Annotated in this window: 12 protein-coding genes; 7 read left to right on the top strand and 5 right to left on the bottom strand. The window is 57.0% G+C overall.

All coding sequences use genetic code 11. From position 1 onward, the window contains the following. Positions 1–9 precede the first annotated feature (9 nt). Both serS and CLV83_RS07320 read left to right on the top strand, forming a co-directional pair. Positions 10–1,287, top strand: a complete 1,278-nt coding sequence (gene serS / locus CLV83_RS07325) for a serine--tRNA ligase (protein ID WP_132289570.1) — start codon at positions 10–12, stop codon at positions 1,285–1,287. A 130-nt stretch (positions 1,288–1,417) separates the two neighbouring features. Beyond that, positions 1,418–2,632 (top strand): UbiH/UbiF/VisC/COQ6 family ubiquinone biosynthesis hydroxylase, encoded by a 1,215-nt coding sequence (locus CLV83_RS07320; protein WP_132289567.1) that lies wholly within the window; start codon positions 1,418–1,420, stop codon positions 2,630–2,632. An 83-nt stretch (positions 2,633–2,715) separates the two neighbouring features. Here CLV83_RS07320 and CLV83_RS07315 read toward each other — a convergent pair whose 3' ends face one another. Together CLV83_RS07315 and CLV83_RS07310 are read right to left on the bottom strand one after the other, a co-directional pair. Continuing rightward, positions 2,716–3,207 (bottom strand): phasin family protein, encoded by a 492-nt coding sequence (locus CLV83_RS07315; protein ID WP_132289564.1) that lies wholly within the window; start codon positions 3,205–3,207, stop codon positions 2,716–2,718. Between the two features lie 251 nt (positions 3,208–3,458). Then, positions 3,459–3,827: a phasin family protein gene (locus tag CLV83_RS07310; RefSeq protein ID WP_132289561.1), complete on the bottom strand. Its 369-nt coding sequence runs from the start codon at positions 3,825–3,827 to the stop codon at positions 3,459–3,461. Positions 3,828–4,277: 450 nt separating this feature from the next. On the opposite strand from CLV83_RS07310, the gene CLV83_RS07305 reads away from it, so the two are divergent. From CLV83_RS07305 to CLV83_RS07295, 3 genes are all read left to right on the top strand, one after another. After that, complete coding sequence (locus CLV83_RS07305; RefSeq protein ID WP_132289558.1) at positions 4,278–7,196, top strand: insulinase family protein; 2,919 nt, start codon at positions 4,278–4,280, stop codon at positions 7,194–7,196. A gap of 88 nt (positions 7,197–7,284) precedes the next feature. Continuing rightward, the gene (locus tag CLV83_RS07300; protein ID WP_243642339.1) at positions 7,285–8,142 is read left to right on the top strand and encodes a DMT family transporter; all 858 of its coding nucleotides are present in this window, start codon (positions 7,285–7,287) and stop codon (positions 8,140–8,142) included. Between the two features lie 91 nt (positions 8,143–8,233). Beyond that, positions 8,234–9,358: a PQQ-dependent sugar dehydrogenase gene (locus CLV83_RS07295; RefSeq protein ID WP_132289555.1), complete on the top strand. Its 1,125-nt coding sequence runs from the start codon at positions 8,234–8,236 to the stop codon at positions 9,356–9,358. Here the strand turns inward: CLV83_RS07295 and CLV83_RS07290 are convergent. The 3 genes from CLV83_RS07290 to CLV83_RS07280 all read right to left on the bottom strand — a co-directional run bounded on the left by CLV83_RS07290 (position 9,330) and on the right by CLV83_RS07280 (position 11,363). Then, the gene (locus CLV83_RS07290; protein ID WP_132289552.1) at positions 9,330–10,181 is read right to left on the bottom strand and encodes a DMT family transporter; all 852 of its coding nucleotides are present in this window, start codon (positions 10,179–10,181) and stop codon (positions 9,330–9,332) included. The genes CLV83_RS07295 and CLV83_RS07290 overlap by 29 nt on opposite strands. 87 nt (positions 10,182–10,268) lie before the next feature. Then, entirely contained in the window at positions 10,269–10,508 is a 240-nt protein-coding gene (locus CLV83_RS07285) for a hypothetical protein (RefSeq protein ID WP_132289549.1), read from the bottom strand. Positions 10,509–10,598: 90 nt separating this feature from the next. Continuing rightward, positions 10,599–11,363: a DUF4197 domain-containing protein gene (locus CLV83_RS07280; RefSeq protein WP_243642306.1), complete on the bottom strand. Its 765-nt coding sequence runs from the start codon at positions 11,361–11,363 to the stop codon at positions 10,599–10,601. A 125-nt stretch (positions 11,364–11,488) separates the two neighbouring features. Between CLV83_RS07280 and CLV83_RS07275 the strand changes: the two genes are divergently transcribed. Continuing rightward, positions 11,489–12,343, top strand: a complete 855-nt coding sequence (locus tag CLV83_RS07275; RefSeq protein WP_132289546.1) for a transglutaminase family protein — start codon at positions 11,489–11,491, stop codon at positions 12,341–12,343. Positions 12,344–12,492: 149 nt separating this feature from the next. After that, on the top strand, positions 12,493–13,938 hold the full coding sequence (gene gtfA / locus CLV83_RS07270; protein ID WP_132289543.1) for a sucrose phosphorylase: 1,446 nt from the start codon (positions 12,493–12,495) through the stop codon (positions 13,936–13,938). Positions 13,939–14,073: the final 135 nt, after the last annotated feature.

The following is a 14,073-nucleotide window of genomic DNA, read 5'->3' as shown; positions in this document are numbered from 1 at the left end:
GTTTACTTCATGCTTGATCCGAAACTGGTCCGTGCCAACCCTGAAGCGGTGGCTGAGTCGCTGAAAACGAAGGGTTTTGAATTCCCTGTTGCGCGTTTTGTTGAACTGGAAAACCAGCGCAAGTCGATTCAGATCGATACCGAAACGCTGCAGAACGAGCGTAACACCCGCTCGAAGAGTATCGGCAAGGCAAAGGCGGCCGGTGAAGATATTCAGCCGCTGCTGGATGAAGTGGCATCCCTGGGCGCGCGTCTGGACGCGGCCAAGTCCGAACTGGACGGCGTGCAGGCTGAGCTCGACAAGATCCTGATGGGCGTGCCCAACCTGCCGCATGAATCTGTTCCGGAAGGCGAGAGCGAAGACGATAACGTTGAAGTTCGTCGCTGGGGCACCATCCCGGAGTTCGCTTTCGAGCCAAAAGACCATGTCGATCTGGGCGAGAAAAACGGCGACCTGGATTTCGTTACCGCAGCCAAGCTGACCGGTTCACGCTTTGCGGTGATGAAAGGCGGTATCGCCCGTCTGCATCGCGCGCTGATCCAGCTGATGCTCGATACTCACACCGCTGAGCATGGCTACAGCGAAGTTTACGTTCCTTACATGGTCAATGCCGACTCGCTGGAGGGAACCGGACAGCTGCCCAAGTTCGAGGAAGATCTGTTCAAGCTGCCGTTCGGCGATCGCTCCTACTACCTGATCCCGACCGCAGAAGTTCCGGTGACCAACTTCGTTCGCAACGAGATTGTCGACGCGGCTGAACTGCCGATGCAGTACACCGCGCACACCCCGTGCTTCCGTTCCGAAGCAGGATCCACTGGCCGCGATACCCGCGGTATGATCCGTCAGCACCAGTTCGAGAAGGTTGAGCTGGTACATGTGGTTGAGCCGTCCAAGTCCTGGGATGCCCTGGAAGCGCTCACCGGTCACGCCGAAGCGATCCTGCAGAAGCTGAATCTGCCGTACCGCGTTATCACCCTCTGCGGTGGCGATCTGGGCTTCAGCGCCGCTAAAACCTACGACCTGGAAGTCTGGTTGCCGGGTCAGCAGAAGTATCGTGAGATCTCCTCCTGCTCCAACATGCTGGATTTCCAGGCGCGCCGGATGCAGGCGCGCTGGCGCAACCCGGAAACCAACAAGCCGGAGCTGGTGCATACCCTGAACGGCTCAGGTCTGGCGGTTGGTCGTACCCTGGTGGCTGTGCTGGAGAACTACCAGAATGAAGATGGCAGCGTGACCGTACCTGAGGCGCTTAAGCCTTACATGGGCGGTATCACCCAGATCGGCTGAATCTGAGCTGCATGAAGAGGCCCCGCTGTGTCGGGGCCTCTCTGTTTGTGGGCCTTGACCTGTCACAAAGCATCCAAGGATCAGTTGCGTATACTGCGCAGGACAGATCCAGTTCTAAGGAAATTTCAGGATGAACCAGCGCTATGACGTGGTAATCGTCGGCGGCGGTATGGTGGGCGCCACCATCGCCTGCGCACTTGCCGACTCTGATCTATCCATCGCGGTGATTGAGCAGCAGCATCCCCCCGCTTTTTCGCCGGAGCAACCGCACGACCTGCGCGTTTCCGCGTTAAGCCTGGCGTCGGAACGCATTCTCCGCCATGTCGGTGCCTGGCAGGGGATAGAGTCGCGCAGGCTGTGCCCCTATAGCCGTATGCGTGTCTGGGAGGCCAGCGACAAGCGCGGCGCTACCGAGTTCGATGCCGCTCGTATCGGCCATCCTTACCTGGGTAATATCGTCGAGAACCGGGTTATCCAGCTGGCGCTGCTGGATCGCGTGAGAGAGATCCAGAATGTCGATCTGATCTGTCCTGCGCGCATCACCAGTATCGATTATTCCCCCGGCGCTTCGATCGTGCAGCTGGAAAACGGTCAGGAGATCGTTGGACGCCTGTTGATAGCGGCGGATGGTGGCCGCTCCCGCGTGCGTGATGCGGTGGGTATCGGCACCCATAAATGGGATTACGATCAGTATGCGCTGGTGGCCTCGGTGAAAACCGGTTACGAGCAGCAGGATATCACCTGGCAGCAGTTTACCCCGACAGGTCCACTGGCGTTTCTTCCGTTAAGCGGCTCCTGCGCCTCCCTGGTCTGGTACAACACACCCAATGAAGTTCGCCGTCTGATGGAGCTGCCGGAGGCACGCTTTATGGCGGAGCTGCGTGACACCTTTCCGAGTCGTCTTGGGCCGATCCCGGAACTGCTGGAGCGTGGCTTTTTCCCGCTGCAGCGTCAGCATGCGCAGCGCTATGTGGCTGAAGGCGTTGCCTTGGCGGGAGATGCTGCGCATATGATTCATCCCCTGGCCGGTCAGGGCGTTAATATCGGCTTGCTGGATGCTGCGGTGCTGGCGGAAGAGCTGCTTAAAGCCATTGCTGCCGGTGAGCCAGTGGAGTCACTGCAGGTGCTGGAACGCTACGAGGGAAGGCGCCGCCGCCATAATCTGGTGATGATGCAGACCATGGATGCGTTCTATCGCATGTTCAGCAATCAGGTCGGCCCGCTGAAGCTGGTGCGTAATCTGGGTCTGGGTTTGGCCGGCAGATTGCCGCTAGCCAAGGATCGGGTGATGCGTTTTGCCATGGGTTTAGAGGGCGATCTGCCAGCCATGGCGCAGGAGTTGTAGGAACGGAGTTCCCGCTGAACTCAGCGAGCTAAAAAACAAAAACGGCAGCCCGAGGGCTGCCGTTTCTCGATTCCCGTTAAGAATCAAGCGGATGCGGAAGTAGAAGCAGAAGCCGCAGTGGTCTTACGGGTAGTAGTCTTGGCGGCAGGCTTCGCCTTCGGTGCAGCGGCTTCCGGCATGAACTTGGTTATGTCAAAAGCGGAGAAGTCGAACTTGCTCATATCAGCAAATTTTTCCATATCGAAGTAGGGCATTTCGCCCATCTCGGATACGCTCTTCTCAACGACGCTGGTCAGCTCGTCTTTAGCCTGGGTCAGAGCGGCCATTTCCTTTTCGGCAACGCCGGTCATCTTGCCTTCCAGATCCTTGAAGTATTTGACCTGCAGGTCGAACGCTTCTTTCGGATCCTTCACTTCGGTCAGAGCTTTGACCTGGGCAAGGCTGGAGTTCACGAAGTCGGAGAAGTAGTCGGACTGCAGGGAGATCAGAGTCTCTGCGGTCTTCTTGTTGATTTCGGCCATCTCGACAACCGGAGCCATTTTCTCTTTCATCTCTTTCAGCATATCGTCGTACATGTTTGCATCCTCAGATAAAAATGTTCAGTTGGCGTTGTGCAGTGCATCAATATACCCGCACGTTAAACGCCAGTTTTTTATTCGTCAAGTTATTTTTTGTGCGGTGCACAAGTTCTTGAGGCGTTGAACAGCGTGACTTTCCAGTGTCGGCACCGATTGACTCTTCCGTGACAACGGCGGTGCAAAAAAGATGGCCGCAGAGCGGCCATAATGGGTTTACTGCTGGGTCGAGCAGGGAACCTCAAGGCCGTTTACTTGGCCTTCATATCCATCGGCTTCATGAACTTCTGCAGTTCAGCGAAGTAAGGAGAGGAGCTCATGTCAGTGACGCTCTTCTCGATGATGCCGGTCAGTTCTTCACGGGCGCTGGTCAGGGCAGCCATCTCTTTTTCGGCTACGTCGGTCAGCTTGGCTTCAACGTCTTTTAGGTACTGAACCTGAGCTTCAAAAGCCGCTTTCGGCTCTTTAGTCTCGGTCAGAGCCTTCATCTGAGACAGGCTGGAGTTGACGAAGTCAGACACATACTGAGACTGCAGAGCGATCAGAGTTTCAGTGGTCTTCTTGTTGATCTCGGCCATATCCATAACCGGCTTCATCTTGTCTTTCATATCTTCGTACATAGCTATCACCTTTGAATGTGTACCAATGAACATCGGTTAGTTGCGTTGGTTTGTGCGCTGCAACATTTGAGTTCACTTTATGATCAGTAGTGCAGCCTGTCAAGCCTGTTTTGTGCGCTGCACAAAAATAATTTTCATCGTGTTTTTAATCGATATGACTTCTTTTTATCTGGCTAATGTGATCATTATGTTGCGACGCAAAATTAAATTTCCGGTGTGCGGCCGGCGTGACCTCGCAGCCCAGGGCTGAGGTGATGAAGGGTGGTGAATCCGCCGGATCTAAGCTGCGTTGGAGTTATGCGTAGATTCCCTGCCATTAGAAGTTACAATGGTGGGCAGTTAAGAAAGCACGCAGCCGATAAGCCTGATAGGCCATGGACTTATCTGGCCGTGTCTTTCATGGCGCAGACATCGCGCCTCCATTCAGTTTTTCGGAGTGAAGCCCAATTTATGCAAGCTGTTAACAGTCATCAGAGCTTTCGCTTCCTGCGTAATCAGACCATCGACTCCCTCAATGTCGAGGTGCAGGAGTTTGAACACCTGGCCACCGGCGCGCGCCATTACCATATTGCCGCCGACAGGGATGAGAATGTTTTCCTGGTAGCGTTCCGCACGGTGCCGGAGGATTCCACCGGCGTGGCCCACATGCTGGAACATACCGCGTTGTGCGGCAGCAAGCGCTACCCGGTACGTGACCCGTTTTTCATGATGACGCGTCGTTCGCTGAATACCTTCATGAACGCGTTCACCAGCTCAGACTGGACCGCCTACCCCTTTGCCAGCCAGAACCGCAAGGATTACTTCAACCTGCTTGATGTGTATCTCGATGCGGCGTTCTTCTCTCGCCTGGATCCGCTGGATTTTGCCCAGGAAGGTCATCGTGTGGAGTTCGCCGAGACCGGCAACCCTGAATCTGATCTGGTCTACAAGGGTGTGGTCTTCAATGAGATGAAAGGGGCGATGAGCTCGCCGGTATCGACGCTTTGGCAGACGCTGACCCGTTACCTGTTCCCGACCACAACCTACCACCACAACAGTGGTGGCGAGCCGAGCTGTATCCCAGACCTGAGCTACGAGGAGCTGGTTGAGTTCTACCGCAGCCACTACCACCCGAGTAACGCGGTCTTCATGACTTTCGGCGATATCGAGGCGGTGGAGCTGCAGGAGCGTTTCGACACCCTGGCGCTGTCGCACTTCGAACGTAATGACGAAGAGATCTCCGTACCGGATGAAAAGCGCTACTTCGCCCCTGTCCGCATTGAGGAAGCATACGCGCTGGATCAGGAAGATCTTGCAGCCCATACCCATCATGTGATGGGTTGGCTGCTGCCAAGGTCGATCGATCTGGATGAGCTGATGCAGGCGCACCTGCTGTCTCGCGTGCTGCTGGATAACTCCAGCTCACCGCTGCGCGCGGCGCTGGAATCCAGCGACATAGGTACGGCGCCGTCACCGCTCTGCGGTCTGGAAGATTCCAACCGTGAAATGAGCTTCATGTGCGGCCTGGAAGGCAGCGAGCCGGAGAAAGCGGCCGAATTCGAAAAACTGGTGCTGGATACGCTCGAGCAGGTTGCTCGTGATGGTGTGTCACAGGAGATGGTTGAAGCGCAGCTGCATCAGCTGGAACTCAGCCAGCGTGAAATCACCGGTGACAGCTATCCCTTCGGTCTGCAGCTGATCCTTGGTGCTTTGTCTGCTGGTATCCATCGCGGCGACGCCCTGGCGGCGCTGAACGTGGATCCGGCGCTGGAGAAACTGCGCGAGGCGATCAAGGATCCGGATTACATTCCGTCACTGGTGCGTCGCTGGCTGTTGGATAACCCGCACCGCGTGCGCCTGACATTGCGTCCGGACAATCAGCTTTCGAGCCGCCGGGATCAGGCCGAGGCGGATCATCTGGCAGCAATGAAAGCGGCCATGAGCGAAACTGAAAAGGCGGAAGTGATCCTACTGGCGGAGCAGCTGGAAGCGCGTCAGATGCAGGTGGATGACGAGTCGATCCTGCCGAAGGTGACCCTCGAGGATGTTCCGACCGAACTGAACCTGCCCCAGGGTGCTTCCATGGGGCTGCCGAACCTGGATAGCACCTGGTACTCGGCAGGTACCAACGGCCTGATCTACGAACAGATTATTCTTGACCTGCCGGCGCTGAGCGATGAACAGCAGGCGCTGCTACCGCTCTATACCCACTGCCTGACCGAGCTGGGTTGTGGTGAGCGCGACTACCGCGAGAACCAGGCTTACCAGAGTCAGATTACCGGTGGCTTCTCCGCATATACCTCTGTGCGTGGTATGCCTGATGACGAGCAGAATGTATCTGCGTATCTGGTTCTGTCTGGCAAAGCGCTGGCGGTTAACCGCGATCCGCTGGCGGATCTGATGGTGGAAACCCTGGATAAGGCCCGTTTCGATGAAACCCAGCGCCTCAAAGAGATCGTCTCTCATATGCGCAGCCGCCGTGAGCAGTCGATCACCGGCCAGGGCCATGGCATGGCGATGCTGGCTGCCTGCGCTGGTTTTTCTCCGGCCTCGAAGCTGGCGCATCTGTCCCGCGGTCTTGAAGGCGTGCGTCGCCTGAAGGCTCTGGATCGCTCACTGGCGGAGCAGGATGAACTGAATGCCCTGGCCGAGCGCCTGGCTGAGATCCATCGTCTGGTGGCTAAGGCACCGCGTCGTTTCCTCAGCGTCGGTGAAGAGGAGCACAGCGAAGCGATGGCCAAGGCGATTGAACAGCGCTGGTCCCAGGCTGCTACTGGCGAAGCGTTTACCGGATTCAGCCTGCCGCAAACCCGTGAGGCTGTGCAGCAGGTCTGGATGACGAGCACCCAGGTTAACTTCTGCGCCAAGGCGTTCCCGACCGTTACTGTAGAGCATCCGGATGCTGCGCCGCTGACCGTATTGGGTGAGTTCCTGCGCAATAACTACCTGCATCGTGCGATCCGTGAGAAGGGCGGTGCCTATGGCGCCGGCGCGTCTCAGGACAGTGGTGATGCGGTGTTCCGTTTCTTCTCCTACCGTGATCCGCGTATCAGCGGCACTCTGGATGATTTCGATGCGGCGGCTCGCTGGATCAGCGAAAACAGCATCGAACCGCAAAAGCTGGAAGAGGCGGTACTGGGTGTGGTCAGCTCCATCGATAAACCGGGTTCTCCGGCCGGTGAGGCGAAGCAGACCTATCACTCCACCTTGTTCGGTCGTACACCGGAGCAGCGTCAGCGCTTCCGCAGCCAGATTCTGGCGGTAGGTGTCGACGATCTGCGCCGTGTTGCACTGGAATACCTGCAGCCTGAGCGTGCCGCCGTTGCGGTGGTAACCAGCAGCAAGGGTGCCGAAGAGTTGCCGGAGCATTTCGAGCGTATCGAAATCTGATCGCCAACCTCACGCGTTAGATATCGCCCCGTCACGGAATAACGTGAATCGGGGCGATTTTTTTGGAGAGTCTTCAACGTTGAATCCCGTGTTACTCAGGGCGGCCGCGCTCATCGTTCTTTCTGAATCGATGCTGGTGGGCGCCGGGGTGATCATCCGTGTTGTCAGCGAGGAGCTGAGTACACCGATGATCGTCTTTATGCGCAACCTGATGGGCCTGATCCTGATGCTGCCTTTTCTGTTGCGTGCCTCTCGTGCCATGGCGACAAACAATATCCACCTGCACCTGATGCGGGCGGTGGTGGGTATCTCCGCCATGTCATGCCTCTATTACTCCTGGTCGGTGCTGCCCCTGGGGCAAGCCGCGCTGCTGAAACAGACGGCCCCATTTTTCGTTCCGGTAATCGCGTTCTGGTGGTTGAGTGAAAGCGTGCCGGCGCGGGTCAAACTGGCCCTGCTGGTTGGCTTTGCCGGTGTCGCGCTGATTCTTAATCCCCAGCAGGGGGAGATCAATCTGGGGCTGTTGGTGGCATTGCTGGGTGCCTCGCTCAGTGCCTTGGCCAAGGTCACCGTGCGGCGTATGCACCTGACCGAACCGCCGCAGCGGATCGTGTTCTACTTTGCGCTGTTCGGATCGCTGTTTTCGGTGGTGCCGGCCGTGCTGTACTGGGTGACGCCAAGCACTGAGGCGCTTGTCTGGTTGCTGGGGCTCGGTGCTACGTCGACGCTGGCACAGTTGAGCATGAGCCGTGCTTATACTCTGGTTCCGGCGGCGCAACTGGGCCCCTTCACCTATAGTTCGGTAGTGTTGGCGGCCGGTGTGGGCTGGTTGCTTTGGGATGAAAGTGTTGCCCTGCTGACGGTATTCGGCATGTTGCTGGTATTCGCCGGTGGGGTGCTGACGCTTAATCGGCCGGCACCGAAAACGGCTGGCCGAGCTCACTAATTCGGGGGCTGTGCAGCAGTATTGCGAACCAGAGTCGCCGTCCAGGGTCAAAATCCCTTAAATGGCGTAAATAGGATCAGGGAGGCTCAAAATGTTGCGCAGATCCATATCCCTCGCTTTGGGGCTGGTGTTCGCCGCGCAGTTTGCTCAGGCAGAGATAGTGCACCGAGAAAGCACTGAATCAGGCGCGGTTGAGGTTGAACAGCTTGCTTCCGGGCTGGGTGTTGCCTGGGGCATGGAGTTTCTGGATGAAAACCGGCTGATGATCACCGAGCGCGAGGGGCGGGTTAAGTTACTCAATATCGACACCGGTGAACTGACAGAAGTGACCGGTCTGCCTGAAGTCAGAAGCGGTGGTCAGGGCGGATTGCTCGACCTGGCCTCCACGCCGGAAGCACCGGGGTGGTATTACCTGACCTGGGTCGCCTCGGTGGAGAATCGCGGCGTCACGGTGCTATCGCGCGCCAGGCTTGATGGAACTGAACTCACGGACTGGCAGGATCTGCTGATCACTCGCTCCGGGACTGGCACTAGCCGCCACTTCGGTGGGCGCATCGCGTTCGATGGCAAGGGTCACGTCTACTTCTCCACCGGCGATCGTGGCGAGCGTCCGAATGGCCAGAACCTGCAGACCCATGCGGGCACTATTATGCGCTTGACGCTCGGTGGTCAGATACCGAGTGATAATCCGTTTATCGGTAAGGCCGGCGCGCAGCCCGAAATTTGGAGCTATGGCCACCGAAATCCCCAGGGCCTGGCCTACGATGCCGAGCATGACCTGCTTTGGGAAAACGAGCACGGCCCGCGCGGTGGCGATGAGATCAACCTGATTAAGTCCGGTGCCAACTATGGCTGGCCGACGCTCTCCCATGGCAAGGAATACTGGGGACCGATTGATGTAGGCGAGGGTGAAGAGGCTCCCGGCATGGAATCGCCGGTGAAGGTCTATATCCCCTCAATTGCGCCGGGCAGCCTGATGTTTTACACAGGCGCTGCTTTTCCCGAGTGGCGTGGCAACCTGTTTTCCGGGGCGCTGGCGCTTACTCATTTGAACCGAGTGGAGCTCGATGCCAGCGGCGAAGCAGTAGCCGAGGAGAGGCTGCTCGATGAGATGAACGAGCGTATCCGTGATGTGGAGCAGGGCCCTGATGGGCTGATCTATCTCTCCACCGATAGTGGTCGGATTCTCAGGTTGCAGCCGGCTTCTGCCGAATGACCAGCGCAATACCGCCGAGGATCGCGACGGAGGTCAGCAGCAGACGCAGTGACAGTGTTTCACTTAGCAGAATTATGCCGGCGATGGCGGTGATCACCGGTACGCTGAGCTGGATCGTCGCTGCGTTGGTTGCACTTATATGCGGCAGGGCGGCATACCAGATCAGATAACCCACGGCAGATGCCAGGGCACCGGAGGCCAGTGCCCAGAGTACTCCCGCTGTATCGATCTCTACTTCACCAAAGAGCCAGGCGGCGCCGAGCAGCAGCAGTGCCAGCGGTGCCGAGCGGATAAAGTTGCCGGCACTGGCCAGCGCCGGGCTGCCGCCAGTGCGACCGCGCAGCGTATAAACGCCCCAGGCGATCCCGGCGCCCGCCATCAACAGGGACGAGGCCAGCGGTGGCGCACTGAGACCCGGCAGCAGCAGGCCGATCAATCCCGCCAGCGCGATCCCAAGACCCAGCCAGCGCAACGGGGTGAAACGCTCACCCTGGAAGAGTGCGTATCCGATCATCGTGACCTGTACCGCACCAAACAGCAGCAGAGCTCCGGCACCGGCTTCCAGTTGGGTGTAGGCGTAGGAGAAAAGCCCGGCATACAGAAACAGTGCCAGCGCGGAGGGCCAGTTACCGGTGGCTTGCCTGCCCTGGGATCGCAGCAGCAGGAATAGCCAGAGGGTCAGCGCACCGGAGCAGAGGCGGATGGCAGTGAAACTGGCGGGATCGATATCGGTATCGCGCAGAGCGACTCTACAGAGCAGTGAGTTGCCGGCAAAGGCGAGCATAGCCAGGCAGACCAGAGCGAAGAGGCGGCCTGAACTCATGGGCACAATTCCTTGTTTTATTGTTGTTATTCAGGCGTTGCTTTCGGGATGTTAACTGTCGATACGGCAGTCTTAAGGCGCTCAGACTCAGACAGAAATATCGAGCAGAGTACCGAGTACCTCGTCAGCACTTTGCACGACCTTGACCCCGGCCAGAGCATAAGTCTCGGCCTGAGACTGGCTGACAAGAGACTCTTCCAGCGAAGGCACTGAGCTGGAAGCCAGGCCCGTGGTCTGACGAGCGATATTCTGCGCGTTCTGTTCAATCTGGTTGTTGGCGGTCTGAAACGCCTGCACACCCGAATTGAAGGCTGAAATGGTATTCATAATCTACCCGTCGACCGGTTAGTCCCGGTTCAATCTGAGAGCAGTGTCCCCGGGCGGGGTACACAGCTGCAACTGTACTTTGGTGTTGGGTCAGTTGCCAAACACTTCTTTCAGCAGATCGGTGGTGCGTGCCACGGGTTCGGTACGGATCAGGGCTTCCTCTTCCGCCAGACGCAGAAAAAGACCGTCCAGTGCCTGCTCGGTGACATAGTCGGGCAGGTCCAGGTTGAAGTTGCTGAGCAGGGAAACCTGAGATTCCGCCATATCCATCAGCCCCTGGTAGGCCGCCGTGACGCCGCTGCTGGCCATGGCGGTTTCGATACGGGGGCGGAAGCGCTCTTTCAATTCGGTGTAGGTGTGATCACGGAAATAGTCGGTGGCCGCATTGTCGCCACCGCTGTAGATCTTGCGGGCATCCTCTATGGTCATCGCCTCGACCGCATCGACAAAAATTGGCGCAGCTTCAGTAACGGCATCTTCAGCGGCGCGGTTCATACTCAGTTCGAACGCTTCCACCTGGGTTCCAAAACCAGCGCCCACCAGCATGCTGCGGGTGGTCTCCAGGTACGACGGTAGCGGAATTTTCACATCCTTGCTGCCATAGTAGCCATCGGTGGACGCGAGGGTTTCAACGGCGCGCTGAGTACCTACCTGAAGCGCGTCTTTGAGGCCCGAAGCAAGGGTGTCAGTGGAAAGATTGGACGCTGCGTCCGTACTCGAGGTTGTCTCGCCGGTGGTCTCTTTCAGCAGCTCAGCACCCTGGTTGAGCAGATCGCCAAGGCCCGCCTGGCTGGTTGTACTGAATGCAAGCAGACTGCAAAGTGTGATAGCAGAAGTCAGGGAATGGATCTGCACGCGGATACTCCTAATCAAATAAAAAGCGAGGAAACTGACGCTCGACACGAGTACGACTGCACGGAGTATAGTGAAGTTCAGCGATGAGCCCCCGGCATCGCCGACTTTCTGGATGAGGTACCTAGATGAAACGCTACAGGATCAAACACAGCACCTGGTATGGCTTCAATGGTGAGGCGAACCTGGATCCGCACTGGCTCAGAATCCGGCCGCGAGAAGATCACGATGTGCGCATACTGTCGGCCACGCTTACGCTGAACCCGCCAGCGAGTAATGTGCACTGGTATAGAGATGTGGAGAACAACTCCGTGGCGGTGGCAGAGTTTGATACTCCCTGTACGGAGTTTGAGATCCTGAGCGAAGTGGAGCTTGAGCATTTCGATCAGCATCCGCTGGACTTTCTAGTGGAAGATTATGCGGTCGATTATCCCTTCGATTATCTCGAAGAGGATCGGCTGATCCTTAACCCCTATTTCGCCCAAGGGGATAGCTCGGAAGCGTTGACGCAGTGGATCGCTGCGCTCTGGGATGGAAATGAGCCGATCCAGTCCTATGGATTGCTGCGCCGGCTCTGTGATGCCATTGAGGCGAACTTCGAGTACAAGGTGCGGGAAGAACCAGGGGTGCAGACACCGGAAGAGACTCTGTCGCTGGGTTGCGGCTCCTGCCGCGATTTTGCCAACCTTTATATCGCCGCCGTGCGTCATCTGGGGTTTGCCGCCCGCTTTGTCAGCGGTTACCTGTTTGTGCCGCCGGGCCCAGAGTTTTTCGGTACTACCCACGCCTGGGCCGAGGTGTATATTCCGGGTGCCGGCTGGAAAGGCTTCGATCCCACCAGCGGTGAGATCACCGGAGTTACCCATATTCCGGTAGCTGTGGCGCGTAATCCCGACACTGTCCCCCCGGTTGAGGGCTCCTTTCTGGGGCCTGAAGGATCGTCGCTGAAAGTGGGGGTCTGGATCACGCTGCTTGAGGGTTGACTCGTAAAGCTTATTGCCGGGCCCGGTATGGCTGGCGCTTCTATCGAATGAGAGTAGAGCGCCTTATATCCGAGAAATGCGGTCAGATATTTGCATCAATGCCGTTCAGCCCTCTAAGGTAGGTAAAAAGGTTCAACAGGAGGAAGGGTATGACGGTACTTCGTAACCAGGTACAGCTGATCTGCTATCCGGACCGGATGGGAAAGGACCTGAAAGATCTGGACAGGGTGTTGGAAAGGTATCTGGGGGACGCCGTGGGCGGTGTCCATATTCTGCCGTTCTACCCCTCCAATGCCGATGCCGGTTTCTCGCCGCTGACCCATACCGAGGTCGATCCGCGCTTTGGCAGTTGGCAGGATATCGAGCATATATCCAGCCGTTACGATCTCTGCGTTGACCTGATACTTAACCATATTTCCGATGAATCGGTGGAGTTCAAGGACTTCATCGAGAAAGGGTACGACTCGGACTACGTCGAACTTTTTATCAATGTGGATGACCTAGAGCCGATCACTCATGATGATCTGGCGAAGATCCATATCCGCAAAGAGAAGGAGCCGTTCCGTGAAGTGAAGTTCGCCGACGGCTCCAAGGGCCGCGTCTGGTGCACCTTTACCGAGCACCAGATCGATCTGAACTACGAATCCGAGAAAACCCACGAGTTGATGGGGCACTACATCGCCTTCCTGGCGCACAAGGGCGTGAAACTGTTCCGCCTGGATGCCTTCGGCTACACCACCAAAAAGATCGGTACCAGCTGTTTTCTGGTGGAGCCGGATGTGTATCGCAACCTGGATTGGTTCAACGAGGTTGCGCATATGCACAACACCGAATTGCTGCCCGAGGTGCATGACCACTCCAGCTATCAGTACGCTATCGGTCGCCGCGATATGCATCCTTACGGCTTCGCGCTGCCGCCATTGATGCTCTACACGCTGCTCGATGACAACAGCGTGTATCTCAAACACTGGCTACGCATGGCGCCGCGCAACATGGTGACGGTGCTCGATACCCACGATGGTATCTGCATTCCCGATGTGGAAGGTGTATTGCCCGATGATCTGATCAAGGGGTTGATCGATACGGTATCGACCCGTAGCGCCGATCCCATTCTGCGCCGTTCCGCGGTCAATGCTCACAGCGTCGGCGCTATCTATCAGTTGACCTGTACCTTCTATGAAGCCCTGATGAAGAACGACGATGCCTATATCGCTGCGCGGGCGATACAGTTCTTCGCGCCAGGGATTCCGCAGGTGTATTACGTGGGTCTGTTTGCGGGCTGCAATGATTACGACCTGATGGAGGAGACCGGTGAGGCTCGAGATATCAACCGTCACTACTACAGCTTCGAAGAGATCGACGAAGCGATGCAGACGCCGGTGGTTAAACGGCTGCTTGAGCTGATGCGTTTCCGCAATACCCATCCCGCCTTTGAGGGGCGCTTTGAGCTGCATTACTCCAGCGATACAAGTGTGGCTATGGCCTGGCGTCATGGCGAACATTTCTGCCGTCTGTTCGTGGATCTGAACTTTAAAACGGCCCGTATCACATACACCGACAAGCAGACCGGCGCTGAGGCAGTGATGCAGTGCTGATTGGTGTTTAAACGGCTGTTTTAAGATTGCTCGTATATATACTTGATTCGCTTATATAAGGCCGGATAAAGTTTAAATCTTGAGCAGCTGGTCAAGGATGATCGCCTGTACCGATATACCGACATTAACTTCTTT

It is taken from the genome of Marinobacterium mangrovicola (genome assembly GCF_004339595.1).
Lineage (GTDB): Bacteria > Pseudomonadota > Gammaproteobacteria > Pseudomonadales > Balneatricaceae > Marinobacterium_D > Marinobacterium_D mangrovicola.
The sequence above is the reverse complement of the archived record's forward strand: the minus strand, read 5'-3'. Positions and strand labels throughout refer to the sequence as shown.

Bases quoted from the DNA above. Each gene is read 5' to 3' on its own strand.
- serS (WP_132289570.1), top strand. From the start codon at position 10: ATGCTTGATCCGAAACTGGTCCGTGCCAACCCTGAAGCGGTGGCTGAG.
- CLV83_RS07320 (WP_132289567.1), top strand. From the start codon at position 1,418: ATGAACCAGCGCTATGACGTGGTAATCGTCGGCGGCGGTATGGTGGGC.
- CLV83_RS07315 (WP_132289564.1), bottom strand. From the start codon at position 3,207: ATGTACGACGATATGCTGAAAGAGATGAAAGAGAAAATGGCTCCGGTT.
- CLV83_RS07310 (WP_132289561.1), bottom strand. From the start codon at position 3,827: ATGTACGAAGATATGAAAGACAAGATGAAGCCGGTTATGGATATGGCC.
- CLV83_RS07305 (WP_132289558.1), top strand. From the start codon at position 4,278: ATGCAAGCTGTTAACAGTCATCAGAGCTTTCGCTTCCTGCGTAATCAG.
- CLV83_RS07295 (WP_132289555.1), top strand. From the start codon at position 8,234: ATGTTGCGCAGATCCATATCCCTCGCTTTGGGGCTGGTGTTCGCCGCG.
- CLV83_RS07290 (WP_132289552.1), bottom strand. From the start codon at position 10,181: ATGAGTTCAGGCCGCCTCTTCGCTCTGGTCTGCCTGGCTATGCTCGCC.
- CLV83_RS07285 (WP_132289549.1), bottom strand. From the start codon at position 10,508: ATGAATACCATTTCAGCCTTCAATTCGGGTGTGCAGGCGTTTCAGACC.
- CLV83_RS07275 (WP_132289546.1), top strand. From the start codon at position 11,489: ATGAAACGCTACAGGATCAAACACAGCACCTGGTATGGCTTCAATGGT.
- gtfA (WP_132289543.1), top strand. From the start codon at position 12,493: ATGACGGTACTTCGTAACCAGGTACAGCTGATCTGCTATCCGGACCGG.